Raw genomic sequence first — 26,410 nt, 5'->3', positions numbered from 1 at the left:
TCAGCTCGCCACCTGCAAAAAAGCAACGCTCGTTGATAATGCCAGTCAGTTGAACCTGCTGAGACCCTTCGCGAGCAAGCTCGCTCCTACAGTGCAGGAGCGAGCTTGCTCGCGAAGGGCTGCAAAGCAGCCCCAATAGGGTTAACTGAATGGCCTTGCCGCAAGTCAGTGCTTTTTTTCATTCAGGGCGCCGGAAACAACTCCAACTGCTCGTGCGCACCGCGCAAATCCTGCAACCGCACGCCAATGCCCAGCAACCTGACAGGCCGCCCGCCCCGGGCAAACGCCTGACTGAGCAACTGCTGGTAACTTTCCAGGTCCCGCCCTGCCCCGGCCTGTTCAAGCGTGGTCTGGCTGAAATCATGGAATTTGACCTTCACGAACGGCTTGCCAGGCCGATAGCTGCTATCGATGCGCGCCATACGGCCGTTTAGCGACTCGAGCAATTCCGGCAACTTCTCAAGGCAACTGGCCAGATCAGGCAAATCATGGTCGTAGGTGTTTTCCACACTGACAGACTGACGCCGGCTGTCATTCTGCACCGGCCGCTCATCGAGCCCACGCGCGAGGTTATAAAGTCGCTCGCCAAAACCACCGAACTCCCGCACCAGCGCCAGGCGCTCCCACTGTCGAAGTTCCTCGCAGGTGACGATGCCCAGACGGTGCAGCTTGTCAGCGGTCACCTTGCCGACGCCATGCAGCTTGCTCACCGGCAGCACGGAAACGAAATCCTCCACCTCTGCCGGCGTAATGACGAACAGCCCGTTGGGCTTGCGCCAGTCGCTGGCAATCTTGGCGAGGAACTTGTTCGGCGCGACTCCCGCCGAGACTGTGATATGCAGGCGCTGCGAAATCTTGCGGCGGATGTCCTGGGCGATCAGCGTGCCCGAACCGGAACAGCGCTGGCTTTCAGTGACATCGAGGTAAGCCTCGTCCAGCGACAAGGGCTCGATCAGGTCGGTGTATTCGCGAAAGACGTTATGGATTTCCCGCGATGCTTCTTTATAAGCATCCATCCGCGGCTTGACGATCAGCAGGTCGGGACAAAGGCTCAAGGCATGTCGCGACGACATCGCCGAGCGAACCCCGAAAGCACGCGCCTCATAGTTGCAGGTCGCAATGACGCCACGGCGGTCCGCCGATCCGCCCACCGCCAGCGGCCGCCCGGCCAGACGCGGGTCGTCACGCATCTCGATAGCCGCGTAGAAGCAATCGCAGTCGATATGGATGATCTTGCGCTGAAGCATGGACGACCGTTGGTAAGGAAAATTCGTACGCGCAGTATCTCACTCGACCTTGCCCTGCGCATCTAAACCTCCGCACAGCCGCTGAATAGCGCGGTCTGCTCGCTGCAAATGACCGTCAAGTCACTTGCCAGGAATGCTAACCATTTGAAGAAAAAAGGATTTCTTCAAATTATTGATTGACAGGAAATCGTATCCCTGTAGAATCCGCCCCACAGACGCGGGATGGAGCAGTCTGGTAGCTCGTCGGGCTCATAACCCGAAGGTCGTCGGTTCAAATCCGGCTCCCGCAACCAAACATAGAAAGGCCACTTGAAAGAGTGGCCTTTTTTGTATGCGTGGAAAAAACTCGCCCGCCCTCCTTCCCTGCCCAGCGGCAATGTGAAACTTCTTTAACTATCATGACCCGCACGGATTCGCCTGAACGCTAGTAATATTCAGGCACTATTTTTCCATAGGGATTGGTAACTTGACCGGATACTCCCATCCTGTCGCGCACAATCCCCGAGGTGATTGATGCGCCCAACCGCTGAAGCTGAACCCCACGTGACTGCCGCCCAACCCATCGCACCCCATCGGCTGCGCTGGCTGGAGCTGTTGAGCAAGTATCGCCAGCCCATCGGCCTCGGGGTAACGCTGCTGTTATTCGGCGTTGCGCTGATCGCCTGTCGGCATCTGCTCAGTGAACTGGATATCTACGCGCTGCACGATTCGCTGCTGAGCATTCCCGCACCCGCACTGGGCGGGGCCTTCCTGGCCACCGTCGCGGGCTTCGTGATTTTGCTCGGCTACGAGTGGTCCGCCAGCCGCTTTGCCGGCGTCAAGCTGCCCGCATCGAGCCTGGCCATGGGCGGCTTCTGCGCGTTCGCCATTGGAAATGCCATCGGGCTGTCGCTGCTGTCCGGTGGCTCGGTACGCTATCGCTTGTACGCTCGCCAGGGTGTCGGTGCCGCCGAAGTGGCGCGCATGACCCTGTTCGCCAGCCTGTCGCTGGGTTGCGCGCTGCCACCTTTGGCCGCGCTGGCAACCCTGAGCGACCTGGCCTCCGCCTCATCTGCCCTGCGCTTGCCGCAAGCCCTGCTGGGCGGTATCGCCATTGCCGTCCTCGTCCTGAGCGCGGCCTTGGCCTACGGCCTGTATCGACGCCGCCTGCCAGAACAGCCCTACACCGACGTCCTGCTCACTCGCATCGGTCGCCGCACTCTGCGCCTGCCCGGCGCCCGCCTGACTCTGCTGCAACTGTTCATCACCGCACTGGACGTCGCTGCGGCCGCTACCGTGCTTTACCTGCTGTTGCCAGAAGCGCCGCCCTTTGGTGCATTCCTGCTGGTTTACCTGCTGGCGCTGGCCGCCGGCGTGCTGAGCCACGTCCCTGGCGGTGTCGGGGTATTCGAAGCGATTCTGCTGGCAGCCTTTGCCAATCAACTGGGTGCCGCGCCCCTTGCCGCCGCCTTGCTCCTGTACCGCCTGATCTACGTGTTGCTGCCAATGCTGGTGGCTTGCGTCGTGCTGCTTGTCAGCGAGGCCCGCCGGTTCATCTTTGCCCAGCAGGCCATCAAGGTCGCCTCGGGGCTGGCGGCTCCGGTGCTCGCAGTGCTGGTATTCCTGTCCGGCGTCGTGCTGCTGTTTTCCGGCGCCACGCCGGAGATCGACACCCGCCTGGAACACCTCGGCTTCCTGATTCCTCATCGTTTGATCGACGCGTCCCACTTCATCGCCAGCCTGGTCGGCGTGCTCTGCCTGCTGCTCGCTCAAGGTCTGCGCCGGCGCCTGTCTGCGGCCTGGATCCTGACCACCGTTCTGTTGCTGGTGGGCGCCCTGCTGTCCCTGCTCAAAGGCTTCGACTGGGAAGAGGCCAGCCTGCTGACCCTCACCGCCTGCCTGCTGGCGGTGTTCCGTCGCTCGTTCTACCGCCCCAGCCGCTTGCTGGAGCTGCCGTTCTCGCCGGTTTACCTGGTTGCCAGCGCCTGCGTGGTCGGTGCTTCGATCTGGCTGCTGCTGTTCGCCTACCAGGATGTGCCTTACAGCAATCAACTCTGGTGGCAATTCACCCTCGATGCGGACGCCCCGCGCGGCCTGCGCTCGGCGCTGGGCAGCGCGGTATTGCTCGTGGTGGTCGCCCTGACCTGGCTGCTGCGCACCGCCCGGCCGGTGATCCATCTACCCAACGAGGAAGAGCTGCAACGTGCCAACCGCATCCTGCTGGCATCGGATCAGCCCGACGGCGGCCTGGCCCTGACCGGCGACAAGGCGCTGCTGTTCCACCCTGACGATGACGCCTTCCTGATGTACGCCCGCCGCGGCCGCAGCCTGGTTGCCCTGTACGATCCGATCGGGCCGGCCCAGCGCCGTGCCGAAATGATCTGGCAGTTCCGCGACCTCTGCGATATTCACCATGCCCGCCCGGTGTTCTATCAGGTCCGCGCCGAGAACCTGCCCTTCTACATGGACATCGGTCTGAGCGCGATCAAGCTGGGCGAGGAAGCCAGGGTCAACCTGATGCGCTTCGACCTGGACGCCAAGGGCAAGGAAATGAAGGACCTGCGCTACACCTGGAACCGCGGCGGTCGGGACGGCCTGAGCCTGGAAATCCATGAACCCGGTCAGGCACCGCTGGAAGAACTGAAGCTCATTTCCGACGCCTGGCTGACCGGCAAGAACGTTCGAGAAAAAGGTTTCTCCCTCGGTCGCTTCAGCGAAGACTATCTGCAACACTTCCGCATCGCCCTGATCCGCTTCGAAGGCAAGCCGGTGGCATTCGCCAACCTGCTGGAGACCCACAGCCGCGAACTGGCCAGCCTCGACCTTATGCGCGCCCATCCCGACGCGCCGAAACTGACCATGGAATTCATGATGGTCGGTCTGATCCAACACTATAAACAGCATGGATATGCGCGCTTCAGCCTCGGCATGGTGCCCTTGTCGGGCCTGCAGCCACGACGCGGCGCACCATTGACCCAGCGCCTGGGCTCGATGGTGTTCCATCGCGGCGAGCAGCTCTACAACTTCCAGGGCCTGCGCCGCTTCAAAGACAAATTCCAGCCCGACTGGGAACCCCGTTACATGGCCGTCCCCGCCGGACTCGATCCGCTGGTGGCACTGGCCGACACCGCCGCCCTGATCGCGGGCGGTCTTACTGGATTGGTGAAACGCTGATGATTCGACGCTACTGGTTTTACCTGCTCGGTGCCCTGATGGTGGCGCTGCTCGCAGCCGCTGTTGGCTTCTGGTTGTGGACCCGCCCGGCTCCAGAAGCTCATGTGGAACACCTGACCCTCAGCGATGGCAGCAGCCTGGTTCGCGCCACCCCCGGCGCCCAGGCCAAGGCCCGCGTGGTCATCGCTTCGCCGCAAGACCAACTGTTGAGCGACAAGCAACTGCTGGACCTGAGCCAGAGTGGCGAAGCCCAACTGGTGCAAGTCACCCTGCCGCCCGCCGACTGCAACCTTCAACAGCAGGCGCTGCAACTAGCCCAGCAACAACTCAACGGCGCACCGACCCTGGTCGCCGGTATCGGCCCGGGGGCGAATCTCGCCTGGGACTGGCTGGCCGGACAAAAGGATGACAAGGCCCAGGCCATTTCCGTGGACTTCACCCTGGAACGCGCGGGCTGCAAGCTTCAATCAGCCACTTCAGCAGCGCATGGCCACTGGAACGTGGCGTGGAACGACAACCCGGATGATGCCAGTGCCGCCTTCGTGCGCAACCAGGCCAACGCCGAAACCAGCATCAGCGACTACGACATCCATCTGCCCCAGGTGCTCAAGGCAGAGTTGACCCAGGCGCTGGTGGGCGGAGACGGCAATGCCATGAGCATTCCGGTGGTTGAAGTCCCGGCCGGCCAAACCACCGACACCGTGACCCTGTTCCTGTCCGGTGACGGCGGCTGGCGTGACCTGGACCGCGATGTCGCCGGCGAGATGGCCAAGCTGGGCTATCCGGTGGTCGGCATCGACACCCTGCGTTACTACTGGCAGCACAAGACGCCCGAGCAAAGCGCGGTCGACCTGTCGGAACTGATGCAGCACTACCGTCAGAAATGGGGCACCAAACGCTTCGTATTGACCGGTTACTCGTTCGGCGCCGACGTCCTGCCGGCGATCTACAACCGCCTGCCGGTCGAGGACCAGAAACGTATCGACGCCGTTATTCTGCTGGCATTTGCCCGCAGCGGCAGTTTCGAGATCGAAGTGGAAGGCTGGCTCGGCAACGCCGGGAAAGAGGCCCCGACCGGGCCGGAAATGGCGAAGATGCCTGCCGGGAAAGTGCTCTGCGTTTACGGTGTGGAAGAGACCGACGAAAGCGGTTGCACCGACACCACCGCCGTAGGCGAGAAACTCAAGCTTCCGGGCGGCCATCACTTCGATGAGAACTACCCAGCACTGGCACGCAAGCTGATTGGTGAGATCGAGAGCCGCCAGGGGAAGACCAGCGTGGCGGAGCAGAACTGAGATAAACGCTGGCGGGGCCGGCTGACGGCCCCGCCTGGATCAAATCTCGACCTGTGTCCCCAACTCGATCACCCGGTTCAGCGGCAAGTTGAAGAATCGCAGGTTACCGTTGGCATTCTTCAGCAGGAACGCGAACAGGTTCCCGCGCCAACGCGCCATGCCTTCCAGGCGCGAGGCGATCACCGTCTCCCGACTGAGGAAGTAGGTGGTGCGCATCGGACTGAAATCCAGCTCTTCAAGATGGCACAGCCTCAAGGCCGCCGGCACGTCAGGCTCGTCCATGAAGCCGAAGTGCAACAGCACACGGAAGAACCCGTCGCCGTAAGCCTCGACTTCAAAGCGCTCCTGCTCCGGCACCCGCGGCCGATCCTCACTGACTACCGTCAACAACACCACCTGGCTATGCAGCACCTGGTTGTGCAGCAGGTTGTGCAACAGCGCGTGGGGCACGGCATCCGCCCGCGCAGTGAGGAACACCGCGGTACCTTCGACCCGATGCGGCGGCTGCACGCGAATACTGCTGATGAAGATCGGCAGCGGCAGCCCGCCTTCGTCGATGCGCTCGACAAGAATCTGCTTGCCGCGCTTCCAGGTGCTCATCAACAGCAGCAACACGCTCCCCGCCAATACCGGAAAGGCACCGCCCTGTAGAACCTTGGGCAGGTTGGCGGCGAAAAACAGCCCGTCCACGAACAGGAAACCCAGCAGGATCGGCACTGCCAGCAAAGGCGGCCATTTCCATAGCAGCAGCATGACCGTCGAAACCAGCAGTGTGGTCATCAGCATGGTGCCGGTCACCGCCACGCCGTAGGCCGCGGCCAGCGCACCGGAGGATTCGAAACCGATCACCAGCAACACCACGGCAACCATCAGCGTCCAGTTCACCGCTCCGATGTAGATCTGGCCCTGCTCGTCGCTGGAGGTGTGCTGAATCTGCATTCGCGGGATATAGCCGAGCTGGATGGCCTGGCGGGTCAGGGAGAAGGCCCCGGAAATGACCGCCTGGGAGGCGATCACCGTGGCCAGGGTGGCCAGCGCGATCAACGGCAGCAACGCCCAGCTCGGCGCCAGCAGATAGAACGGGTTGCGCGCCGCCTCGGGGTTCTGCAGCAACAACCCGCCCTGACCGAAGTAGTTGAGCACCAACGCCGGCAGCACCAGGGCAAACCAGGCGCGGGCAATGGGTTTACGGCCGAAGTGGCCCATGTCCGCATACAGCGCCTCGGCGCCCGTCAGCGCCAGCACCACTGCTCCGAGAATCGCTACGCCCATGCCCGGATGAACAATGAAGAAGCGCACGGCCCAGACCGGATTGAACGCCTTGAGCACTTCCGGGCTTTGCGAGATGCCATGCAGGCCAAGGGCCGCGAGCACCAGAAACCAGGCCACCATGACCGGCCCGAAGAGGATGCCGATCTTCGCTGTGCCGTGTTTCTGCACCAGAAACAGCGCCACCAGTACGACCAGCGAAATCGGCACCACCCAGTGATCGATGCCATCAAAGGCTAGTTCCATCCCTTCCACCGCCGACAGTACCGAGACCGCCGGGGTGATCATGCTGTCGCCGTAAAACAAGGCGGCGCCGATCAGGCCACAGACCACCATCATTGCCCGCAACTTCGGATACGGTGCCGACGCCCTGGCGGCCAGCGCCGTAAGCGCCATGATGCCGCCCTCGCCCTGGTTGTCGGCGCGCAGGATGAACGTCACGTACTTGATCGAAACCACCCAGATCAGCGACCAGGCGATCAGCGAGAGAATCCCCAGCACACCATCATGGTTGACCGGCACCCCATAACCGCCGGTAAAGACTTCCTTGAGGGTATAGAGCGGGCTGGTACCGATATCGCCGTAGACCACCCCGACAGCAGCCACCAGCAGGCCCAGCGATTTTGTTGCACCATGCCCCGCCCCGGCTTCACTGTTAGCCTGAACCATCAACCACTCCCGCATGCAAGAACCGGAGACCGGTAAATTTCGCGCCAGACGCTATTATTTTTGCTGCTGGCTGAACCTTGGCGTCGGTGTCTGACATTGACACTGGCGCAATGCCGCGAAGCATAGCGCAGCGTTCGTCGCTTTTCTGCTGGTCAAGCGCGTTGTCGCTCGCTAGAATTGCGCACTTTTTGACCAGAGGCGCCCCAGAGCGCCCAGCAGGGTTGCCCACCCTATCCCCGCGGCAACCCCTCTACACCGAGGTTAACCATGTCCACGACCGCTACTCCTTCCGTGCCAAAGGTAGGATTTGTCTCACTCGGGTGCCCGAAGGCTCTCGTTGATTCCGAGCGCATCCTGACCCAATTGCGCATGGAAGGTTACGAAGTCGTGCCCACCTATCAGGATGCTGATGTGGTGGTGGTCAACACCTGTGGCTTCATCGACTCGGCCAAGGCCGAATCCCTGGAAGTGATCGGCGAAGCCATCAAGGAAAACGGCAAGGTCATCGTCACCGGCTGCATGGGCGTCGAGGAAGGCAATATCCGCGACGTGCACCCGAGCGTGCTGGCCGTCACCGGCCCGCAGCAGTACGAGCAGGTGGTCAACGCCGTGCACGAAGTCGTGCCGCCCCGCCAGGATCACAACCCGCTGATCGACCTGGTGCCGCCGCAAGGCGTCAAGCTGACCCCGCGTCACTACGCCTACCTGAAGATTTCCGAGGGCTGCAACCACAGTTGCAGCTTCTGCATCATTCCGTCGATGCGCGGCAAGCTGGTCAGCCGTCCGGTCGGCGAAGTTCTGAGCGAAGCCGAGCGCCTGGTCAAGGCCGGCGTCAAGGAGATCCTGGTGATTTCCCAGGACACCAGCGCCTACGGCGTCGACGTCAAGTACAAGACCGACTTCTGGAACGGCCGCCCGGTCAAGACCCGCATGCTGGAGCTCTGTGAAGCCCTTAGCAGCCTGGGCGCCTGGGTCCGTCTGCACTATGTCTACCCGTACCCGAACGTCGATGACGTGATTCCTCTGATGGCCGCCGGCAAGATCCTGCCGTACCTCGACATCCCGTTCCAGCACGCCAGCCCGAAAGTGCTGAAGTCGATGAAACGCCCGGCGTTCGAAGACAAGACCCTGGCGCGGATCAAGAAATGGCGCGAGCAGTGCCCGGAACTGATCATTCGCTCCACCTTCATCGTCGGCTTCCCCGGCGAGACCGAAGAAGACTTCCAGTACCTGCTGGACTGGCTCACCGAAGCACAGCTCGACCGCGTCGGCTGCTTCCAGTACTCCCCGGTGGAAGGCGCGCCCGCCAATGACCTGGGCCTGGACGAAGTCCCGGACGAGATCAAACAGGCACGCTGGGACCGCTTCATGGAGCACCAGCAGGCGATCAGTACCGCGCGCCTGCAACTGCGCATCGGCCGGGAAATCGAAGTGCTGATCGACGAAGTCGAAGAGCAAGGTTCGGTCGGTCGCAGCTTCTTCGACGCACCGGAAATCGACGGTAACGTGTTCATCGATGGTGACCACGGCTTCAAGCCGGGCGACAAGGTCCGTTGCCGCGTGGTCGATGCCGACGAATACGACCTGTGGGCCGAGCCGATCTAAGGCACCCCGCGACGATCAGCGTCCTCACAGGAACCCAAAGCCCCTCCACGGGGCTTTGTTTTTTTCGGACCGGTCGCATCTCTTCACGGGCGGTTACAATGACCGCCATTCCCTCGCACCACGGCCTCTCCTCATGTCTGAAACCACTCGTCTTTCCAAATGCCTCATCGCCCTCATCGGCTGTTCCCGCCGCGAGGCCGAGCTTTATATCGGCGGAGGCTGGGTCACAGTGGATGGCCAGGTCATCGATGAACCCCAATTCCAGGTCGACGGACAGACCGTCGCTCTGCTCCCCGGCGCCACCACCGAACCACTGGAAGCCGTCACCCTGCTGCTGCATCAGGAGGCCGGACAGGATTCGCAGAGTGGCTGCCTGAGCATGACCGCCGAGACCCTTTCCGAAGCCCACGCCGCAGGCCGCCGCGCACTGCGCGGGCATTTCGCCCGCCTGACCTGCCTCGCCGAGCTGCAACCAGGCGCCAGCGGACTCCAGGTCTACAGCCAGGACTGGCGGACCGTACGCAAGGTCACGGTGGACCTCAATCGTCTGGAACAGGAATACGTGGTGGAAGTCAGCGGCCAGATCATCCAGCACGGCCTCGAGCGACTGAACCGCGGCTTCAACTGGAAAGGCCACGAACTGCCGAAGATCAAGGCGAGCTGGCAGAACGAAACCCGTCTGCGCATGGTGTTGAAGAACCCCGCCTCCGGCCTGATCGACCTGCTCTGCCGCAGTGTCGGCCTGCAGGTGGTCAGCATGCGCCGCATCCGTGTGGGCGGCGTATCCATGAGCAAGCTGCCGGCCGGGCAGTGGCGCTATCTGGACAGCAAAGAAAAATTCTAAGCCTCGCCACGCTGGCGAAGCTCCCGATCAGGACACTTCACATGATTCACAACGATGTACTGCGCAGCCTGCGCTACCTGCTGGACATTTCCGACACGAAAGTGGCCCAGATCACTCGCAGCAACGGCTTCAAGGTCAGTGACGCAGAGATTTCCAGCTACCTGAAAAAGGACGAGGACGAAGGCTTCGTCCACTGCCCGGACGAGGCGATGGCGCATTTTCTCGACGGCCTGGTGGTCTTCCGCCGCGGTCGCGATGAAAGCCGTCCGCCGCTGCCGATCGAGCTGCCGGTGAGCAACAACGTCATCCTGAAAAAACTGCGGGTGGCGTTCGAACTCAAGGAAGACGATATGCACGCCATCCTCAAGGCCGCTGACTTCCCGGTGTCCAAGCCGGAGCTGAGCGCCCTGTTCCGCAAGGTCGGACACAACAACTACCGCCCTTGCGGCGACCAGTTGCTGCGCAACTTCCTCAAGGGCCTGACCCTGCGGATCCGTGGCTGAGCCCATGCACTACAACGTCTCGCCCGTCGGCTTCGTCCGCTCCTGTTTCAAGGAGAAGTTCGCCATCCCGCGTCAGCCTCAACTGGCGCCTGCGGCGCGGGGCGTGCTGGAACTGGTGCCGCCGTTCGATACCGGTGACGCCGTGGCGGGTCTGGAACAGACCAGCCATGTGTGGCTACTGTTCCTGTTCCACCAGGCGCTGGAAGACAAACCGCGGCTGAAGGTGCGTCCACCGCGGCTGGGCGGCAACACCTCGATGGGCGTCTTTGCCACCCGGGCCACTCACCGGCCCAATGGGATTGGCCAGTCGGTGGTCAGGCTGGAGAAAGTCGAGGCGGGCCGTCTTCTGCTTTCAGGCATCGACCTGCTGGACGGCACGCCAGTGCTGGATATCAAGCCCTACGTGCCGTACGCCGACAGCGTCGCCGAGGCCAGCAACACCATGGCCAGCGCCGCGCCTGCTGCGATCGACGTGGAATGGAGCGAGAGCGCCCTGCCCCAGGCTCACAGCCATGCGCAGCGCCTCGGCGAGCCACTGGTGGAACTGATCGAACAGTGCCTGGCCCAAGATCCGCGCCCGGCCTATCAGGTGCCACCGCCAGAGCGGGTGTATGGCGTGAAGTTCTGGGATGTGCAAGTGCGCTGGCACTACCCGCAGCCGGAGCGGATCCGGGTGCTGGAAGTGGTGGCCGACTAGCCCCTTCTTTTCGACAGGCAAAAAAAAACGCAGGCCAAGGCCTGCGTTTTTCATGGTGCGTAACGCTTACTTCTCGACGAAGGCGCGCTCGATCAGGTAGTCGCCCGGCTCACGCATACGCGCGGAGATCTTCAGGCCGAAGCTGTCCAGCACTTCGCTGGTTTCGTCGAGCATGCTCGGGCTACCGCAGATCATTGCGCGGTCGTCCTGCGGGTTGATCGGTGGCAGACCGATGTCGCTGAACAGCTTGCCGCTGCGCATCAGGTCGGTCAGACGGCCCTGGTTCTCAAACGGCTCGCGGGTAACGGTTGGGTAGTAGATCAGTTTTTCGCGCAGCGCCTCGCCGAAGAACTCGTTCTGTGGCAGGTGCTCGGTGATGAATTCGCGGTAGGCGACTTCGTTCACATAACGCACGCCGTGAACCAGGATCACTTTCTCGAAGCGCTCGTAGGTTTCAGGGTCCTGGATAACGCTCATGAAGGGCGCCAGGCCAGTACCGGTGCTGAGCAGGTACAGGTGCTTGCCAGGATTCAGGTCGTCGAGCACCAGCGTACCGGTAGGTTTTTTGCTGATGATGACTTCATCGCCTTCCTTCAAGTGCTGCAACTGCGAAGTCAGCGGACCATCCGGCACCTTGATGCTGAAGAACTCCAGATGCTCTTCCCAGTTCGGGCTGGCGATGGAGTAAGCGCGCATGAGCGGGCGGCCATTGGGCTGCTGCAGGCCGATCATCACGAACTGACCGTTCTCGAAGCGCAGGCCCGGGTCGCGGGTGCACTTGAAGCTGAACAGGGTGTCGTTCCAGTGGTGCACACTGAGGACACGTTCGTGGTTCATGTTGCTCATGTAGGGGGCTCCTGAAAAAAACGCAGCGCTAAACCGTGAGCGCGATTGCGCGATAGTTTAGTGCGGAGGACAATATCTGTTAACTGAATTATCAAGATATGTCTTATCGGTTATATAGATATGCGATTTACACTTCGTCAGCTTCAGGTCTTCGTGGCCGTTGCACAGCATCAAAGCGTGTCTCGCGCGGCCAATATCCTGGCCCTTTCGCAGTCGGCCGCCAGTACATCCATTACCGAACTCGAGCGGCAATCCAGTTGCCAGTTGTTCGACCGCGCCGGCAAGCGCCTGAGCCTCAACGCCTTGGGCCATCAGTTGTTGCCCCAGGCGGTGGCGCTGCTCGACCAGGCCAAGGAAATCGAAGACCTGCTCAACGGCAAGTCCGGTTTCGGCTCGCTGGCAGTGGGCGCAACGTTGACCATCGGCAACTACCTGGCGACGCTGCTGATCGGCAGCTTCATGCAGGTCCACCCGGAAAGCCAGGTCAAACTGCATGTGCAGAACACTGCACATATCGTGCATCAGGTCGCTCATTACGAAATTGATCTGGGTCTAATCGAGGGCGACTGCAACCACCCGGACCTGGAAGTCCAGCCGTGGGTTGCGGACGAACTGGTGGTGTTCTGCGCCCCGCAGCATCCGCTGGCACAGCGCGGCCAGGCCAGCCTCGAGGAACTGACCCGAGAAGCCTGGATTCTCCGCGAGGAAGGCTCCGGCACGCGCCTGACCTTCGACCAGGCGATGCGTCATCACCGCTCGATTCTCAATATCCGCCTGGAGCTGGAGCACACCGAAGCCATCAAGCGCGCGGTGGAGTCCGGGCTGGGCATCGGCTGCATTTCCCGCCTGGCCCTGCGTGATGCCTTCCGCCGCGGCAGCCTGGTGGCGGTCGAAACACCGGATCTGGACCTCGCGCGACAGTTCTACTTCATCTGGCACAAGCAGAAGTATCAGACTTCAGCGATGCGAGAGTTCCTCGAACTGTGCCGGACCTTTACCGCCGGGGTAAAACGCAGCGACGAGATCGTGCTGCCAAGTATTGCCTAGAGAAGAATGACGCCCCAGGTCACTGCGACCATGGTCAGCGCTACCAGTTGCGCGGCGCTGCCCATGTCCTTGGCGTTTTTCGACAGCGGGTGGCGATCGAGGGAAATACGGTCGATTGCAGCCTCGACCGCCGAATTGAGCAGCTCGACAATCAGCCCCAACAAGCAGACCGCGATCAGGATCGCTCGCTCGGCGCGACTGACATCCAGCCAGAACGCCAGCGGCACGAGGATCACGTTCAGCAGCACCAACTGACGAAACGCCGCTTCGCCGGAAAATGCCGCACGCAACCCATCCAGGGAATAACCCGCAGCATTGAAGATACGTTTGAGGCCGGTCTGGCCCTTGAAAGGTGACATAGAGTGCCGTTCGAACTGGTGGGAAGCGGTGCAGGCTAGTACACCGCGGGTAAAAAAACCGTGAAGGCCAATGGCCTCATCCGGTGGAAACAGATTCAAGTTGTTGCAGCAGCAACGCTGCCTGGGTCCGCGTACGGACGCCGAGCTTGCGGAAAATAGCGGTGACATGCGCCTTGATGGTCGCCTCCGACACGCTCAGTTCGTACGCGATCTGCTTGTTCAGCAGCCCTTCACAGACCATGGTCAGCACCCGGAACTGCTGTGGCGTGAGGCTGGCCAGACCTTCGCTGGCGGCCTTGGCCTCAGCGGAAACATCGACCTTCTCGAACGCCTGCGGCGGCCACCAGACCTCGCCGTCGAGCACCTTGCGCACCGCGTCCTGGATGGACTCCAGCGGGCTGGACTTGGGAATGAAGCCGCTGGCACCGAACTCGCGCGACTTGACCACGACGGAGGCTTCCTCCTGGGCCGAGACCATGACAACCGGGATCTGCGGGTACTGCCCTCGCAGCAGCACAAGGCCCGAGAAGCCATAAGCACCGGGCATGTTCAGGTCGAGCAGCACCAGGTCCCAGTCGGATTTTTCAGTGAGGCGAGTTTCCAGTTCGGCGATGCTGGCGGCTTCCACCAGACGGATATCGGACCCTAGCCCCAGGGTCACGGCCTGGCGCAAGGCGCTGCGAAAAAGAGGGTGGTCATCGGCAATCAGGATTTCGTATGTGGCCATCGATCTAATGATCCTGTTCTGTGCAGGTGCCGGGAGGGGCCGGAACCTGTCGGAGCAACTCAAGGCGACAACGGCAATGCCGTACGCCAAAAAGGCACAGCGGGGCCAGTGAATACAGCATTCAAGCCCTCGACGTGCCCGAATCGGCGCCAAGGATGACGAGACGGGACGGGGTGGTCAAGTTCGCCCCCGGGTCATTCTGGTGCCGACTTCATCATTATGAAGCAAAGCGTAACACTTGCCCCTTGGACTATAGGAAGGGCTTGAGACGCTGATGGACGGCGTCGTCCAGGTCCAGTGGCAATTGGAACTTGGCCCCCAGGTAGTGGGTGCTGAAAACGTCCAGGTAGGCATCCAGCGCTTGCGCCGCGACCTGATCGCCCGCCAGCTCAAGGCACATCGCCGCCACTTCGGCGGTGCAGAAGTGGTCGTCACGCTTGGAACGGCGTAGCCGATAGCGAGAAATCTGGTCCGGTTGCAGGCTCAGCACCGGGAAGCGGTCCAGATACGGGCTCTTGCGGAACATCTTGCGTGCTTCGGTCCACGTCGCATCCAGCAGGATGAACAGAGGACGCTTGCCCTCACCCGGATCGACTCCGGTCACCACTCGTTGCGATTCGACGAACTCTCCCGGAAAGACGATGTAGGGTTGCCATTGCGGGTGGTCAAGCAGCGCCAGCAGGTCCTGTTCGACGACAGTGCGTTGCCAGCCGAATGCCGTGGTATCGGCGATCACATCAGCGATCAGCCAACCGGTGTTGGTCGGCTTGAGGGGCTCGGTGTCGTGCATCAGCAGGCACACGGCCGACTCGGCAGCGGTCCGAGGACGCCAGGCGCACAGGCAGTAATCGGCGATTACCCGGCAATCCGCACAGCGCGGCGCCCGGGCACCACGGGCAACGAAGGGTTTGATACTGCGGGACAGGCGCTCAGTACGCAGGCGCGATACGGCGTGGCTCATGACGGAATACGGCGAGAACAGATGAGGGAAAGCACAGCGCAGACTCGGCGGGGCGAAAGGCGCGAAGTTTACGGCACAACGGCTTTGCCGTGCAGGGAATTGTCCTACTCCACTATAATCCCGCACCTATTGATGGCTGCCACTGCCTGCACCCGGTGAGGGAACACGGCGTGCGGATGCAGGTCAAAGCGCCAGTTACCGAATCTGGAGAAATGAATGCTGCGTTTTATCGCCCCTACCCTGGGCTTGCTGCTGGTCCTGCCTCTTGCCGCCAATGCCGCATCCAAGCAGGAATATGAATTGACCCAAATGCTGGAGAAGGTCGCCCAGGACAGCAGCGTGGGTACTCCGCGGGCCATTAACGAAGACATTCTTGACCAGGGCTACACCGTCCACGGGCCGCAACTGATCAACCACCTCAGTGTGCGGGCAAGCCACGCGCAGCAGATGCGCGCCAACCCTGACAAGGTGCGTGATCAATTGGGCTCGAGTGTTTGCAGCAATACCGGCTATCGCCAATTGCTGGCACGCGGCGCAGTGCTGACTTATCAGTTCACCGAGTACAAGACCAATCGCCCGGTAGCGACCGAAAACTTCAATGCGCAGAGCTGCGGGCTCAATGGCAAGAAGAAAAAGTGATGGTGCCGTACTACATCAGTTGACTGCTTTCGCGCCGTTGTTCCTCGTCGGCGCGCAACTCCGCTACCAGCGCTTGCAGGTAGCGAGAGCGCCGCTCTCCTCCTGAAAGCCTGCGCAGGCATTCCTCTTCAAGGCTCAGGTTGTTTGCCTGGGCCGCCCCTTGCAGAAGTCGAAACAACTGGCTGTCGATTTCAAGAATGACGCGTTGGACTCTTTGCATTAGCAGCCTCCCTGCGATGCACTCGTCGCTATTGATCAGTTAACCAGACAAGCCGGAAGATTGGATCCCATCTGACGAGCGGTCCCGTACTGATTGCGAAATCGAATAAAACGATTATCTGTCATGACCTTATGCGCACATGTTGAACCAAGCGCAAACACACCGCACGGTCTAGATTGATTACAAATACCTTTCATCTTTCGGACAGGTAGACAAGTAAAGGGTCGTCCGAGACGGTTGCGTTGCACTTGCCAGGATGACAAGCAAAGGGATCGAAATCATCACTGCGACGAGACCTTTCAAGGTCCACTGCAATGCCGGGGCCATCCAGCCCCGGCCTGCGCAGCCAGCGACTCAAGTAGTGTCGCGGCCAGGTCCCGATCCTGATCTGGTCTGAGGTTTTGCTGCAGAAAGGAGACGTTTGAATGCCTTACAAACCTAACGAGCTGCTCGCCAGCCACTTCAAGAATGAGGGAATCGACCTCGAACATATCGACCAGCAATTGAACCTGGTCGCTGCCAACAGCCCGAACTTGCCGCTGTACCGGGACATGATGCTCACCGTGTTGCGCATGGCCCACGACGATAGCAACCGCTGGAACGCCAAGATCACCCTCCAGGCCCTTCGCGAACTCGACCACGCCTTCCGCGTGCTGGAACAGTACAAAGGGCGACGTAAAGTAACGGTGTTCGGCTCGGCACGAACGCCGGTCGAACATCCAATCTATGCACTGGCCCGAGAACTGGGCGCGACCCTGGCCCGCTCCGATCTGATGGTCATTACCGGTGCCGGTGGCGGCATCATGGCAGCGGCGCATGAGGGCGCCGGCGTGGAGCACAGCCTCGGCTTCAACATCACCCTGCCCTTCGAGCAACATGCCAACGCGACGGTCGACGGCACCGACAAACTGCTGCCGTTCCACTTTTTCTTCATTCGCAAGCTGTTTTTCGTCAAGGAGGCCGATGCTCTGGTGCTCTGCCCTGGAGGCTTCGGCACGCTGGACGAAGCGCTGGAAGTCCTGACGCTGATCCAGACCGGCAAGAGCCCGCTGGTTCCGGTGGTGTTGCTGGATGCGCCGGGAGGCAGCTTCTGGCAAGACGCGCTGAACTTCATCACCCGCCAACTGGAAGAGAACCGCTATATCCTGCCAAGCGACCTGAAACTGCTGCGCCTGGTGCACAGCGCCGATCAGGCGGTCGAGGAAATCAACCAGTTCTACCGCAACTACCACTCCAGCCGTTGGCTGAAAAACCAGTTCGTCCTGCGCATGCAGCATCCGTTGAGTGAGGCCGCTGTAGAGGATATCGAGAACGGTTTTGCCGATCTGCGACTGAGCGGTAACTTCGTCCAGCACGCCTATACCGGCGAGGATCAGGACGATGTCCAGTTCAGCCACCTGCACCGGCTTGTATTTGCATTCAATGGCCGCGACCAGGGTCGGCTAAGAGAGCTGGTGGACTTCATCAACCTGCCGGAAAACTGGGCCAACGCCCAACCGTCCCCACAAGTGACTCAACGCGCGCGGGAACCGCTCAAGGTCACCTGAAACAGATCAATCGTCCAGGCTTCGGCCGCTCAACAAGCGGCCGACCATCTCCATCGAAAAACCGCGATAGACCAGAAAACGGGTTTGCTTCGCGCGCTCCCGCGGGTCGGCTGGCAATTGCCCGGCAAACTTGCGCCGCCAGACATCGCTCAACTGCGACTGCCAGTCGATACCCGCTTCACGTAGCGCCTGCTCCACATCAGCTCGTGGCAGGCCACGCTGGGTCAGTTCTTCGCGGATACGCGCCGGGCCATAACCCGAACGACCACGGGAACTGATGAAACTTTCCAGATAACGGGATTCGCTTAGCAGCCCCTCATCCGCCAGGCGGTTGAGTTCGTGCTCGATCATTTCAGGAGAAGCACCGCGCTGGCGCAGCTTGCGCGCCAGCTCGGCACGACCGTGCTCGCGGCGTGCGAGCAGGTCCATAGCAGTCCGCCTTACGGCGACGGGGGTATCGAGTACGACGGACATAGGCGCGGGATCAGAAGTCGGCGTCAGCGTCGGCCAGGTCTTCAGCGGAAGCTTGCGCCGCAGCAGTTTTACCTGCGGCGTCAACAGCACCGGTGTTCAGCAGCTTGTCGCGAATCTGCTTCTCGAGGGCCGCACCGATTTCCGGGTTGTCCTGCAGGAACTTGGCGGAGTTGGCCTTGCCCTGACCGATCTTGCTGCCTTGGTAGCTGTACCAGGCACCGGATTTCTCCAGGAAGCCATGCAGCACACCCAGGTCGATGATTTCGCCGTTAAGGTAGATACCTTTGCCGTAGAGGATCTGGAATTCAGCCTGACGGAACGGAGGGGCAACCTTGTTCTTGACGATCTTGACGCGGGTTTCGCTACCGACCACTTCGTCGCCTTCTTTCACCGCGCCGGTACGGCGGATGTCGAGACGGACCGAGGCATAGAACTTCAGGGCATTACCACCGGTGGTGGTTTCCGGGCTGCCGAACATCACGCCGATCTTCATGCGGATCTGGTTGATGAAGATGACCAGGCAGTTGGCGTTCTTGATGTTACCGGTGATCTTGCGCAGCGCCTGGGACATCAGGCGAGCTTGCAGGCCGACGTGCATGTCGCCCATTTCGCCTTCGATCTCGGCCTTGGGCACCAGGGCTGCCACGGAGTCGACGATGATGACGTCAACGGCATTGGAGCGCACCAGCATGTCGGTGATTTCCAGGGCCTGCTCACCGGTGTCCGGCTGCGAGACCAGCAGGTCGTCGACATTGACGCCCAGCTTGCCAGCGTATTCAGGGTCCAGCGCGTGCTCGGCGTCGACGAAGGCGCAGGTGGCGCCCATTTTTTGCGCCTGGGCGATCACCGACAGGGTCAGCGTGGTTTTACCGGACGATTCCGGACCATAGATTTCAACGATACGGCCTCGTGGCAGGCCGCCGATGCCAAGGGCAATGTCCAGGCCCAGCGAGCCAGTGGAGATGGCTGGGATCGCCTGGCGCTCGTGATCGCCCATGCGCATGACCGCGCCTTTACCGAATTGACGTTCGATCTGACCCAGGGCCGCAGCCAAGGCACGCTTCTTGTTGTCGTCCATTGAAGTCCTCACGTAATCGATAGGGCCTGACGGCCAGAAACAACTGTATAAGTAGCCAGTATTATTCCACAGGGATTTATTTCCGCCTACCCCCGACTCGCGATTTACTCGGCGCCAAGATGTAACAAGCCCTCTAGCGCGGCGATTACCGTTTGTCGGCGTACCTGTTCGCGGTCTCCGTCGAAGTGCCGGCGCTCGCTGAAAACGCGCCCCGCGTCTCCCCAGGCCAGCCAAACGGTGCCCACCGGTTTGGCCGCCGAACCGCCATCAGGCCCGGCCACGCCACTCACCGCCACGGCAAAACGCGCCCCGCTCGCCGTCTGGGCGCCGCGGACCATCGCCTCGACCACTTCCTGGCTCACCGCACCGACCTGACCGAACAGTACCTCCGGCACTTGCAACTGCCGGGTCTTCTGGGCGTTGGAATAGGTCACGTAACCGGCCTCGAACCAGGCCGAACTGCCGGGGATGCGGGTGATGGCCTCGGCGATGCCGCCTCCGGTACAGGATTCGGCGGTGGTCACTTGGGCATTGAAACGACGCAGATGTTCCCCCAGCCGGGCGGAAAGAGCGGTGATCGGGTCCATGGCAGGCTCCTTGGAAAAACTGGCGCCTACCCTACACCACTCAGAACGCCAGCGCCCGCACGTACGCCTGACAGGCGCGCAGGGCGATCAGTCCTTCGTCACCGTCGGCGACGATGGCGACAATTCGTTGAGCATGCGCCGGGTCAAGTCGGGCTCGCGGGGGGTCATGAACCACGCCGCCGGCGCCGGAGGCGGCTGGCAAAGAGGGAACTGCGTCACTGGCGATGAGGACTGACAACCGCAGATCAGCAGTAGCCAGCCGGTCACGCAGGCGTGCCTGAGCCTGTTGGGCATCGGTAAGCTCCTTGGAATGGGTCTGGTCGAGGGACCGCAAACGCTGCTCCAGCGCCAGCCGCTGTTGGCGCTCGTCCTGCAAACGCGCGTTGGCGGTCTCCGCCAGTTGCTGGCGTTCACGGGCATAGTCGCCCTCCTGCACCGCCAGCCGTTGACCGTAGCGCCACGCCTGAACCTGCCAGGTCAGCGCCGCGACCGTCAGAAGCAACAGCCACAAACCGATGGAACGCCCCGCGCTCAACACAGCACCTCACGCGCACGCGCCCAGAGTTTCAGACGGTCCTCAAGGCCATTGAGGCCACCGTTGATATGCCGGGTAATGCGATTGAACTCGCCACGGTCCGCCAGTTGATTGAGCCCCCGCGAATGCCAGAACCAGGCCGCCGACTCAGCGGCCCACTGTGGTTCTTCGAGCATCTGCGGCTTCGCCAACAAGCGATCGTCCTCGAACAGCGCCATGCTGCACGCGCGGTAGTTGTTGCGCCCGGTGATCTGGATCAGGCCGCGGCCACAATAACGCTGGCCATCGCCGTCCGGCTCGGGGGTGTTGCCCAGGCGCAGCGCCAGGCTGCCGGTGTCATAGCGGGCAAGATACTGGTCGCTGCCCAGTTCCTTCACGTAGCGCAGTTGGCCGGACTCATGGCCGATCTGGGCGAGAAAGGCGGCGATGCGGCGTGGGGTGTCGATGCCCCAGTGCGCCATCGCGGCGTTCAGGGCAGGAACGAAAACGCCCGCTGTCGGGCGGGCGTTTGGGTAAATGCGGAAGAGTTCGGTTTCATTCAGATTCATTTCTGGCCCTCGCGCTGCTCGACCTTGAGCGGTTTGGTTTGACTGGACTTCTGGCTCTTCGCCTTGGCCTTGCCTTGTTTGCCACCGTTGCATTGCACGGAGGTATCCCAGCCAGTGGCAGTGAAGAGCTGGGTCACGGTGTCGATCAGGTACTCGCCATCGAGCCCGTCCTTGAAACCCTCCACCCGAATCGTTCTTTCCGCGAACACATCGGTACGCCCGCTCATCTCCAGATTCACGGTCGCCGTACTACGGTTGAACTCAGCCAACCTTGCCTTGGCGGCCTGCTCGGCGGCAGATTTGTTCGGATAAACATGCCTGTCGACAAAGACCGCGTTGTTGTCCACGGACTTGTCGTCGTTCTTCTGTTCAACCACCTTCTGTTCCCCCGTCTTGCTGTCCTGGTGCCGGGTCTGCACCGTTCCGTGGGAACCGCGATCCTTAAGGTGAAACTTCCAGCGCCGAACGTCCCGCGGCATAACAGTGACCACCCCCAACGCCTTGCCACTGCCACTCACTCCGCCCTGACGGGGCAGAACCAATAAGCCGCCATCACCAATTTTCGCGGTGCAGTCGTATTGCCGCGCCAGACGAGTGATGAAATTGATATCCGACTCATTGAACTGATCGACCCGCGGAACGATAGTGGTCACCGGACATTGAGGTTGCCAGCCGTTGCGCGCGGCGATATCCCTGACAATTCGCTGCAAGGGCACATTTTCCCAACTACCACTGCGGATACTCTTGCCCGTTCCGCGCATATCACAGGCTTTACCGCGAAGCTCCATAACGGCAGGCGGACCGTTCAGGTCTATTTCATCGATGATGTACCGCCCCAACCGTGTCAGCTCCTGACCGGCGTAACCCAGATAGACTTCCAGTTCCGCGCCGCGCGCAGGCAAGGCCAGGGCGCTGTCGCGGTCGTCGAGTTTCAATTCGAAGTCATCGGATTCCATGCCTGCTTTGTCGGTCGTGCGCATCAGCAACAGGCGATCGTTGATCAACGCGGTGATGTCCTTGCCATCGGCAACGATACGAAACACAGGTTGCATGATTCAGGCTCCAGAAAAGACAAGCCCCGCACATGGCGGGGCCTGATGGTGCAAACGAGGGTTCAGTCCCACAGCAACACCGTCGTGGAGGTGGCCGTGAGCAACTCGGGCAGCCTGATCAGCACACCGGCACGAAGCGGCTGCACCTCGCCGGAAAGTCCCGGATTGGCATCCAGCACCGCTTCGAGGCTGCCATTCAAATGACCGTAATAGTGATGACAGAGGGTATCGAGCTGATCCCCTTCAGACGTTCTGCATATCGTCGCCATAACTCACGAGCTCCAATGTGAAAGCCTGTTTTCCCGGAATGCCACCCGCCAACAGGTTGTTCTGAGTTTCAGCCACGCTGGTCAGGCACCATGTCCCGAGAATTTCCCCATAGCCGGTACTCAGGCTCAGCGGTTTCAACTGCTGACCGATGCTGCGTAACCGCTCTATCTGACCGATCCCCCCTTTCAAGGTCGGGTACACCACCCCGTCAATCGTGATCTTGTCATCCCCTTGGCCGACCGCCTGCTGCGCCTTACTGCGCGAAAGGCGCTCTTGTCCCGCCCAGGTGAAGACCTTGGTCCGTTTCAATTGATGAAACGCAGCGGTATCGAGGTTGAAGTAGAAGGCTTCGGACTCTGCCTGCAACGGTTGCAGAATCAGGAGATGAGGATAGGGTTTGACCGCTTCCTCGGGTGGTGTCGTCTGTGGCGCAAAACCGCCCGTAGGCAGGATCGCGCCCAGGGACGGGCTGATTTTCCCGGCTACCCGGTTAATTGCGGTGGCGGCCTTTGAGGCCTGGTCCGAAAAGGTTTCCAGGCGCCCTTGCACCTCGCTGATGACTGTCACCGCCTGACTGTACTTGGCGGCGACCTCACCGACTGCCGAATGCGCCACCTCGATGGCGCGCATGGTGCGTTGAAGTTTCTTGCCAATGATTTCACCCACGAAGGGCAGATTTTCCAGCTCGGTGGCTGCACCGGTTATATCGCTGACGGCGCCATTCAAGGGCCCCAGCATTTCATCGGCGCTACGCCGTCCGGCCTCACCCGCGGCTACCAGCGAGCGCAGGCTGGATTGCATTGATTCCATGTAGGCCATGGGTTTTCCTCAGGAATAGCCATAGAGATCGTCAGTACGGTCATACATCTGGCCGCCTGCGTTCGCCTGGGCTGCAAATCCATTGAACATCCGCTGGATTTCCGGCTGCAACGCGCGGACGAGCTCGGCAGGATCGGTAACGCTACCCTGGACATTGATGGCGATATTGGGCGAGACAGCGAAGTGCTGTGGCGTGGTTGTCGTGCTCGACGACAGTGCGGGCTGACCAGACACTGGCAGGGCAACCGCTGTGGGAGTGTCTCCCGCCAGGGAGCGAACAACATCACCGTTTTCGAACCGTTGAAACTGAGGTACGTGCCCCCTCGCGTATTGCCCCAGAGCCCCGTGACCGGCATCGTTTGCAGCATTTGAAATTGAAACTGCCGGGGCCGGATTTCCGCGATTCGAGTCGAGCGGAATGTCGTCGGGTTTACTTTGTGGCTTCAGCAATAGAGACGTTGGCCCGCTTTCGGAATTACTCTGTTGTTTCAGCAACAGCGTCCCGGGTCCGGCTTTAGAATCGCTCGGTTGCTTCAGCAACAGCGACCCAGGTCCGACTTCAGAATTACTCGGTTGCTTCAGCAACAGCGACCCAGGTCCGACTTCAGAATTACTCGGTTGCTTCAGCAACAGCGTCCCAGGTCCGACTTCAGAATTACCCGGTTGCTTCAGCAACAGCGACCCAGGTCGGATTTCGGGGCTACTCTGTTTCAGCGACGGGGCCCATGGGGCTACCTCCTTGCTTGTAGCACCCAACTTGCCTGACATTTCCGGAGAGTTTTGAGCCGTTTGCAGTGCGCTGCCCGTGCTATCGTCCCCCCAGATGTCGCCGATCACACCTCCGACGTATTTTCCGACGGCACCAAGCAAGTAGCCTCCGACCGCACTTAAGGCAGCCGAGCCAACCCAGCCGCCAAAGCGCGCGCCCACCAGTGCCCCCCCCACGCCACCGATTACCATCCCGGCGGCCTGACCATAGCCTTCCGCCTTCTCCTTGAAGGTTGTGGCGTTCTGGTAGGTGTCGTATGCCTTGCCCGCACCTGCTACAACCGACGTAGCACTGGCTATCCCTGGCATCCACCGAGACAGTGCACCGCCAGTCGAAGCTTGACCGCTGCCTTGTGGACTGAAAAGGGCGGAGGCGGCCCCTGCCAGAGCCGTCCCTTGGTTGACCATACCGAACACCTTCACCAGACCAGTAGCCCCCAGAACCAGGCCACCCACTCCCGTTACCACCACGCCGAGGCCTTCGACGACTGCACTGAGGATATTGGTGGCTTCGGCCGCGAGGGCAGTCCAGTGAGCGTAAATCGGCGCCAGCCCTTCACCTATCGCAAGTGACAAGCGTTCATCGGCGCTTTTCCGCTCGCGCTGTTGCGAATCCAGCGTTTCAGCGCGGGTAGCCAAGTCAGCTTTGATGTAATCCGGAGGGCTACCAGGATTCTTGGGCATGAACTTCTGCCCATACCGATCAAGGTCGTTAGCCTCCTCCCCGCCCTCGCTCTTGTATTCAAGGAAACGTGCTTTTGCAGCACTGATCACCTCATTGAAGTTGCTGGTTTTCACCGACTCCATCTGGAGAATCGCGACCAGGCGGATAGCGTCCTTCTGCCCTGCACCTACCTGTGGAAGAAGTCGGGTCACCGCCTGAGCGGTGTTGGCGATACCAAAACTGCCCTCGCCTACCTGACCTATCATCGTGTTCAGAAAGAGCCGGCGGTCTTTACTTTCTATACCATTGTTGTGCGTGGTGCGGATAAGACCTGCGGTAACTCGCTCTGGTACCTGCTGACTGTCTGTGAAACTCGCTGCAAGGCGCCCTTCCTGTATAGAGTCCCCTAGCGTCATTCCTTCATCAAACAGGCTCATGAGCTGGTTGGCAGATTCGGTCCTGCTCAGGCTTGTCCCATAGGACATCCTAGCCACTTCTGCGTTGATCTTTTGCTTCTGATCCTCCCGTTTGCTCGGATCTTTCTCTCCTTGGATGACCAGATTGCTGACTATCGCGTCATAACTCGCGAATTTATCAACCGAGCTTGTTGCCGATTTCTGTACTTCTCGAGAAGCATTGGAAATCGTTGCGCCAGGCGATGGTTTCTGCAACGTCTGGCCAGCGTTAGGTAAACGGGCAGACTCCATTGCCTTGCCAAGCTCCTGATAAGCCTTGGTCAACTTAGGTAGTGTTGTGTCCAGCTGGGAAGACAGCTTTTTGTCAATGCCCAGCAGCGCCGCCTCCCATTTCCCGGCTGACTCCGCAGCAGTGTCGTTGGCCGTCTTGAATGCCGTCGCCAAAGGCAAGGCACTCTGGGTGGTCAACCTCAACGCCTCGCCAATTCGAACAGCAAACGATTCGAGCTGACCTATCTGCTGCTCGATCTGGCTGAAAACCTGCCCCAAGGCAGGATCAACGGCTCCTCCGATCCTCACCTCAACTATCAGTTCGCCCGCCATAAGTTCCTCCCTGCGCGCAAACCCGACTCACTCTGTGAGCCACCAGACCATGTCGCTGTACGACATGGTCATGATCTCGGCGGCAGAGAAGTTCAGCTCTTTCGCGAGCCGCTTCGCTGCCGCCTTGTGCCTTGAGGGATCAAAGCTCGTCGTCTTGCACCAAGCGAAAATAGCCGGCCTGCAAACGGCTGTAGTCCTTCAGCGTCAGCCCCTCCAGGTCCTTGGTGCCAACTTCTGCAAGGGAGGCGAACAAGTTCAGCTCCCGGGTTTCGTCGTCGGCGCCACCCGACTGCGCAGCACGCAGGTCACGCACGGTGGGAGCGCGCAGCGACAGGCTGTCGACCTGCACGCCATTGGCTTCGGTTGGACGGCTGAGTTTGACCACGACACGGTCAGCACTCACGGTCAGCCAGGCAGGAATTTTCGATGCTTGCGTCATACGAGCTTGTCCTTATCTCAGAGGCCCAGGGCCGAACGTTGGGCGGCGAGTTGATCGACGCCGTTGATGACGCGCTTCATGCCCAGCGGGTCGATTTCGTACATCGCTCGGCCATCGATTTCGAGCTTGTAGTAGGTCAGGGAAACGACGTGGGAGGTCTCGGGTTTCTCGGACGCTTTCCAGTCGCCCATTTCCACTTCCTTGAGCATGCCGCGCAGGGTGACCACCACAGGGGTGATGGCGCCCTTCAGGCCTTTGAAGGCGCCGCGGAAAGTGCCATTGAAAGCGGTGCTGTCGGCCAGGCCAAAGAACTTCAGCGCTTCGCGGCGGATACCGGTGGTTTTGAAGGTGGCACTCAGTGCCTCCATGCCTTGATCGATCTCGATGGCGGCGTCCATGCCACCGACGCGGTGGGTTTCGACCTTGATGGCGAGCTTGGGCAGGGTCAGGCTGGTGACGTCGCCCTGGAAGCTTACGCCGTCGACGAACAGGTTCAGGTTAGCGAGGGTTTGCGGAATCATTGCCATGG

27 protein-coding genes and 1 tRNA gene are annotated in these 26,410 nt (G+C 60.9%); 10 read left to right on the top strand and 18 right to left on the bottom strand.

The genetic code is table 11. The features are described 5' to 3' along the window. Window positions 1–182: 182 nt before the first annotated feature. Window positions 183–1,247, bottom strand: coding sequence for a DNA polymerase IV (gene dinB, locus DM374_RS02170; protein ID WP_110968371.1), 1,065 nt, complete (start codon window positions 1,245–1,247; stop codon window positions 183–185). Between the two features lie 216 nt (window positions 1,248–1,463). Between dinB and DM374_RS02165 the strand changes: the two genes are divergently transcribed. The 3 genes from DM374_RS02165 (at window position 1,464) to DM374_RS02155 (ending at window position 5,695) form a co-directional block, all read left to right on the top strand. After that, window positions 1,464–1,540: transfer RNA gene (locus tag DM374_RS02165), tRNA-Met, on the top strand. 220 nt (window positions 1,541–1,760) lie between these two features. Next, window positions 1,761–4,400 (top strand): bifunctional lysylphosphatidylglycerol flippase/synthetase MprF, encoded by a 2,640-nt coding sequence (gene mprF, locus DM374_RS02160; RefSeq protein WP_110968370.1) that lies wholly within the window; start codon window positions 1,761–1,763, stop codon window positions 4,398–4,400. Next, window positions 4,400–5,695, top strand: coding sequence for a virulence factor family protein (locus tag DM374_RS02155; protein WP_110968369.1), 1,296 nt, complete (start codon window positions 4,400–4,402; stop codon window positions 5,693–5,695). Before mprF ends, DM374_RS02155 begins: the two co-directional genes overlap by 1 nt. Before the next feature lie 39 nt (window positions 5,696–5,734). Here the strand turns inward: DM374_RS02155 and DM374_RS02150 are convergent, their stop codons facing one another. Beyond that, window positions 5,735–7,633, bottom strand: coding sequence for a potassium transporter Kup (locus DM374_RS02150; RefSeq protein WP_110968368.1), 1,899 nt, complete (start codon window positions 7,631–7,633; stop codon window positions 5,735–5,737). 267 nt (window positions 7,634–7,900) lie between these two features. Here DM374_RS02150 and rimO point away from each other — a divergent pair, with 267 nt between their 5' ends. The 4 genes from rimO to tsaA all read left to right on the top strand — a co-directional run bounded on the left by rimO (window position 7,901) and on the right by tsaA (window position 11,282). Next, complete coding sequence (rimO, locus tag DM374_RS02140) at window positions 7,901–9,238, top strand: 30S ribosomal protein S12 methylthiotransferase RimO (protein WP_110968366.1); 1,338 nt, start codon at window positions 7,901–7,903, stop codon at window positions 9,236–9,238. Window positions 9,239–9,371: 133 nt separating this feature from the next. Continuing rightward, window positions 9,372–10,082 (top strand): rRNA pseudouridine synthase, encoded by a 711-nt coding sequence (locus tag DM374_RS02135; RefSeq protein WP_110968365.1) that lies wholly within the window; start codon window positions 9,372–9,374, stop codon window positions 10,080–10,082. A gap of 41 nt (window positions 10,083–10,123) precedes the next feature. After that, the gene (locus DM374_RS02130; RefSeq protein ID WP_095154025.1) at window positions 10,124–10,585 is read left to right on the top strand and encodes a YehS family protein; all 462 of its coding nucleotides are present in this window, start codon (window positions 10,124–10,126) and stop codon (window positions 10,583–10,585) included. Window positions 10,586–10,589: 4 nt separating this feature from the next. Next, on the top strand, window positions 10,590–11,282 hold the full coding sequence (gene tsaA, locus DM374_RS02125) for a tRNA (N6-threonylcarbamoyladenosine(37)-N6)-methyltransferase TrmO (RefSeq protein WP_110968364.1): 693 nt from the start codon (window positions 10,590–10,592) through the stop codon (window positions 11,280–11,282). Window positions 11,283–11,348: 66 nt separating this feature from the next. Here tsaA and fpr read toward each other — a convergent pair whose 3' ends face one another. Further along, window positions 11,349–12,128: a ferredoxin-NADP reductase gene (gene fpr / locus DM374_RS02120; RefSeq protein WP_095154027.1), complete on the bottom strand. Its 780-nt coding sequence runs from the start codon at window positions 12,126–12,128 to the stop codon at window positions 11,349–11,351. A gap of 120 nt (window positions 12,129–12,248) precedes the next feature. Here fpr and DM374_RS02115 point away from each other — a divergent pair, with 120 nt between their 5' ends. After that, complete coding sequence (locus DM374_RS02115; RefSeq protein WP_095154028.1) at window positions 12,249–13,175, top strand: LysR family transcriptional regulator; 927 nt, start codon at window positions 12,249–12,251, stop codon at window positions 13,173–13,175. Here the strand turns inward: DM374_RS02115 and DM374_RS02110 are convergent. The 3 genes from DM374_RS02110 to DM374_RS02100 form a co-directional block, all read right to left on the bottom strand. Continuing rightward, the gene (locus DM374_RS02110) at window positions 13,172–13,534 is read right to left on the bottom strand and encodes a diacylglycerol kinase (RefSeq protein WP_095154029.1); all 363 of its coding nucleotides are present in this window, start codon (window positions 13,532–13,534) and stop codon (window positions 13,172–13,174) included. The genes DM374_RS02115 and DM374_RS02110 overlap by 4 nt on opposite strands. Before the next feature lie 76 nt (window positions 13,535–13,610). Further along, window positions 13,611–14,261 (bottom strand): response regulator transcription factor ErdR, encoded by a 651-nt coding sequence (gene erdR / locus DM374_RS02105; protein ID WP_110968363.1) that lies wholly within the window; start codon window positions 14,259–14,261, stop codon window positions 13,611–13,613. A 250-nt stretch (window positions 14,262–14,511) separates the two neighbouring features. Continuing rightward, entirely contained in the window at window positions 14,512–15,222 is a 711-nt protein-coding gene (locus DM374_RS02100) for a tRNA-uridine aminocarboxypropyltransferase (protein WP_110968362.1), read from the bottom strand. 216 nt (window positions 15,223–15,438) lie between these two features. Here DM374_RS02100 and DM374_RS02095 point away from each other — a divergent pair, with 216 nt between their 5' ends. Next, on the top strand, window positions 15,439–15,861 hold the full coding sequence (locus DM374_RS02095) for a quorum-sensing-regulated virulence factor family protein (RefSeq protein ID WP_095154032.1): 423 nt from the start codon (window positions 15,439–15,441) through the stop codon (window positions 15,859–15,861). A 10-nt stretch (window positions 15,862–15,871) separates the two neighbouring features. On the opposite strand, the gene DM374_RS02090 is transcribed toward DM374_RS02095, so the two are convergent. After that, window positions 15,872–16,081, bottom strand: coding sequence for a hypothetical protein (locus tag DM374_RS02090; RefSeq protein ID WP_110968361.1), 210 nt, complete (start codon window positions 16,079–16,081; stop codon window positions 15,872–15,874). Between the two features lie 425 nt (window positions 16,082–16,506). On the opposite strand from DM374_RS02090, the gene DM374_RS02085 reads away from it, so the two are divergent. Beyond that, on the top strand, window positions 16,507–17,628 hold the full coding sequence (locus tag DM374_RS02085; RefSeq protein ID WP_110968360.1) for an LOG family protein: 1,122 nt from the start codon (window positions 16,507–16,509) through the stop codon (window positions 17,626–17,628). Window positions 17,629–17,634: 6 nt separating this feature from the next. Here DM374_RS02085 and recX read toward each other — a convergent pair whose 3' ends face one another. The 11 genes from recX to DM374_RS02030 all read right to left on the bottom strand — a co-directional run bounded on the left by recX (window position 17,635) and on the right by DM374_RS02030 (window position 26,408). Beyond that, entirely contained in the window at window positions 17,635–18,102 is a 468-nt protein-coding gene (gene recX, locus DM374_RS02080; RefSeq protein WP_095154035.1) for a recombination regulator RecX, read from the bottom strand. Window positions 18,103–18,112: 10 nt separating this feature from the next. Beyond that, the gene (gene recA / locus DM374_RS02075) at window positions 18,113–19,180 is read right to left on the bottom strand and encodes a recombinase RecA (protein WP_110968359.1); all 1,068 of its coding nucleotides are present in this window, start codon (window positions 19,178–19,180) and stop codon (window positions 18,113–18,115) included. Window positions 19,181–19,284: 104 nt separating this feature from the next. Next, window positions 19,285–19,767: a CinA family protein gene (locus DM374_RS02070; protein ID WP_110968358.1), complete on the bottom strand. Its 483-nt coding sequence runs from the start codon at window positions 19,765–19,767 to the stop codon at window positions 19,285–19,287. A gap of 40 nt (window positions 19,768–19,807) precedes the next feature. Next, window positions 19,808–20,302: a lysis system i-spanin subunit Rz gene (locus DM374_RS02065; protein ID WP_225422430.1), complete on the bottom strand. Its 495-nt coding sequence runs from the start codon at window positions 20,300–20,302 to the stop codon at window positions 19,808–19,810. Continuing rightward, window positions 20,299–20,850, bottom strand: a complete 552-nt coding sequence (locus tag DM374_RS02060; protein ID WP_110968356.1) for a glycoside hydrolase family 19 protein — start codon at window positions 20,848–20,850, stop codon at window positions 20,299–20,301. Before DM374_RS02060 ends, DM374_RS02065 begins: the two co-directional genes overlap by 4 nt. Continuing rightward, window positions 20,847–21,902 (bottom strand): phage late control D family protein, encoded by a 1,056-nt coding sequence (locus tag DM374_RS02055; protein WP_110968355.1) that lies wholly within the window; start codon window positions 21,900–21,902, stop codon window positions 20,847–20,849. Before DM374_RS02055 ends, DM374_RS02060 begins: the two co-directional genes overlap by 4 nt. Window positions 21,903–21,964: 62 nt before the next feature. Then, on the bottom strand, window positions 21,965–22,171 hold the full coding sequence (locus tag DM374_RS02050; RefSeq protein WP_110968354.1) for a tail protein X: 207 nt from the start codon (window positions 22,169–22,171) through the stop codon (window positions 21,965–21,967). Beyond that, window positions 22,146–22,991, bottom strand: coding sequence for a phage tail protein (locus DM374_RS02045; RefSeq protein ID WP_110968353.1), 846 nt, complete (start codon window positions 22,989–22,991; stop codon window positions 22,146–22,148). Before DM374_RS02045 ends, DM374_RS02050 begins: the two co-directional genes overlap by 26 nt. A 9-nt stretch (window positions 22,992–23,000) precedes the next feature. Beyond that, entirely contained in the window at window positions 23,001–25,442 is a 2,442-nt protein-coding gene (locus DM374_RS02040; RefSeq protein ID WP_110968352.1) for a hypothetical protein, read from the bottom strand. Between the two features lie 139 nt (window positions 25,443–25,581). Further along, window positions 25,582–25,881, bottom strand: a complete 300-nt coding sequence (locus DM374_RS02035; protein WP_110968351.1) for a phage tail assembly protein — start codon at window positions 25,879–25,881, stop codon at window positions 25,582–25,584. Window positions 25,882–25,898: 17 nt separating this feature from the next. Further along, window positions 25,899–26,408: a phage major tail tube protein gene (locus DM374_RS02030; protein WP_110968350.1), complete on the bottom strand. Its 510-nt coding sequence runs from the start codon at window positions 26,406–26,408 to the stop codon at window positions 25,899–25,901. Window positions 26,409–26,410: the final 2 nt, after the last annotated feature.

The organism is Pseudomonas huaxiensis (genome assembly GCF_003231275.1).
Taxonomy (GTDB): Bacteria; Pseudomonadota; Gammaproteobacteria; order Pseudomonadales; family Pseudomonadaceae; genus Aquipseudomonas; species Aquipseudomonas huaxiensis.
Note: the sequence above shows the minus strand (reverse complement) of the source record. Positions and strands in the feature narration are given on the sequence as shown.

Coding starts and splice junctions, on each gene's coding strand:
- dinB (WP_110968371.1), bottom strand. CDS start 1,247: ATGCTTCAGCGCAAGATCATCCATATCGACTGCGATTGCTTCTACGCG.
- mprF (WP_110968370.1), top strand. CDS start 1,761: ATGCGCCCAACCGCTGAAGCTGAACCCCACGTGACTGCCGCCCAACCC.
- DM374_RS02155 (WP_110968369.1), top strand. CDS start 4,400: ATGATTCGACGCTACTGGTTTTACCTGCTCGGTGCCCTGATGGTGGCG.
- DM374_RS02150 (WP_110968368.1), bottom strand. CDS start 7,633: ATGGTTCAGGCTAACAGTGAAGCCGGGGCGGGGCATGGTGCAACAAAA.
- rimO (WP_110968366.1), top strand. CDS start 7,901: ATGTCCACGACCGCTACTCCTTCCGTGCCAAAGGTAGGATTTGTCTCA.
- DM374_RS02135 (WP_110968365.1), top strand. CDS start 9,372: ATGTCTGAAACCACTCGTCTTTCCAAATGCCTCATCGCCCTCATCGGC.
- DM374_RS02130 (WP_095154025.1), top strand. CDS start 10,124: ATGATTCACAACGATGTACTGCGCAGCCTGCGCTACCTGCTGGACATT.
- tsaA (WP_110968364.1), top strand. CDS start 10,590: ATGCACTACAACGTCTCGCCCGTCGGCTTCGTCCGCTCCTGTTTCAAG.
- fpr (WP_095154027.1), bottom strand. CDS start 12,128: ATGAGCAACATGAACCACGAACGTGTCCTCAGTGTGCACCACTGGAAC.
- DM374_RS02115 (WP_095154028.1), top strand. CDS start 12,249: ATGCGATTTACACTTCGTCAGCTTCAGGTCTTCGTGGCCGTTGCACAG.
- DM374_RS02110 (WP_095154029.1), bottom strand. CDS start 13,534: ATGTCACCTTTCAAGGGCCAGACCGGCCTCAAACGTATCTTCAATGCT.
- erdR (WP_110968363.1), bottom strand. CDS start 14,261: ATGGCCACATACGAAATCCTGATTGCCGATGACCACCCTCTTTTTCGC.
- DM374_RS02100 (WP_110968362.1), bottom strand. CDS start 15,222: ATGAGCCACGCCGTATCGCGCCTGCGTACTGAGCGCCTGTCCCGCAGT.
- DM374_RS02095 (WP_095154032.1), top strand. CDS start 15,439: ATGCTGCGTTTTATCGCCCCTACCCTGGGCTTGCTGCTGGTCCTGCCT.
- DM374_RS02090 (WP_110968361.1), bottom strand. CDS start 16,081: ATGCAAAGAGTCCAACGCGTCATTCTTGAAATCGACAGCCAGTTGTTT.
- DM374_RS02085 (WP_110968360.1), top strand. CDS start 16,507: ATGCCTTACAAACCTAACGAGCTGCTCGCCAGCCACTTCAAGAATGAG.
- recX (WP_095154035.1), bottom strand. CDS start 18,102: ATGTCCGTCGTACTCGATACCCCCGTCGCCGTAAGGCGGACTGCTATG.
- recA (WP_110968359.1), bottom strand. CDS start 19,180: ATGGACGACAACAAGAAGCGTGCCTTGGCTGCGGCCCTGGGTCAGATC.
- DM374_RS02070 (WP_110968358.1), bottom strand. CDS start 19,767: ATGGACCCGATCACCGCTCTTTCCGCCCGGCTGGGGGAACATCTGCGT.
- DM374_RS02060 (WP_110968356.1), bottom strand. CDS start 20,850: ATGAATCTGAATGAAACCGAACTCTTCCGCATTTACCCAAACGCCCGC.
- DM374_RS02055 (WP_110968355.1), bottom strand. CDS start 21,902: ATGCAACCTGTGTTTCGTATCGTTGCCGATGGCAAGGACATCACCGCG.
- DM374_RS02050 (WP_110968354.1), bottom strand. CDS start 22,171: ATGGCGACGATATGCAGAACGTCTGAAGGGGATCAGCTCGATACCCTC.
- DM374_RS02045 (WP_110968353.1), bottom strand. CDS start 22,991: ATGGCCTACATGGAATCAATGCAATCCAGCCTGCGCTCGCTGGTAGCC.
- DM374_RS02040 (WP_110968352.1), bottom strand. CDS start 25,442: ATGGCGGGCGAACTGATAGTTGAGGTGAGGATCGGAGGAGCCGTTGAT.
- DM374_RS02035 (WP_110968351.1), bottom strand. CDS start 25,881: ATGACGCAAGCATCGAAAATTCCTGCCTGGCTGACCGTGAGTGCTGAC.
- DM374_RS02030 (WP_110968350.1), bottom strand. CDS start 26,408: ATGGCAATGATTCCGCAAACCCTCGCTAACCTGAACCTGTTCGTCGAC.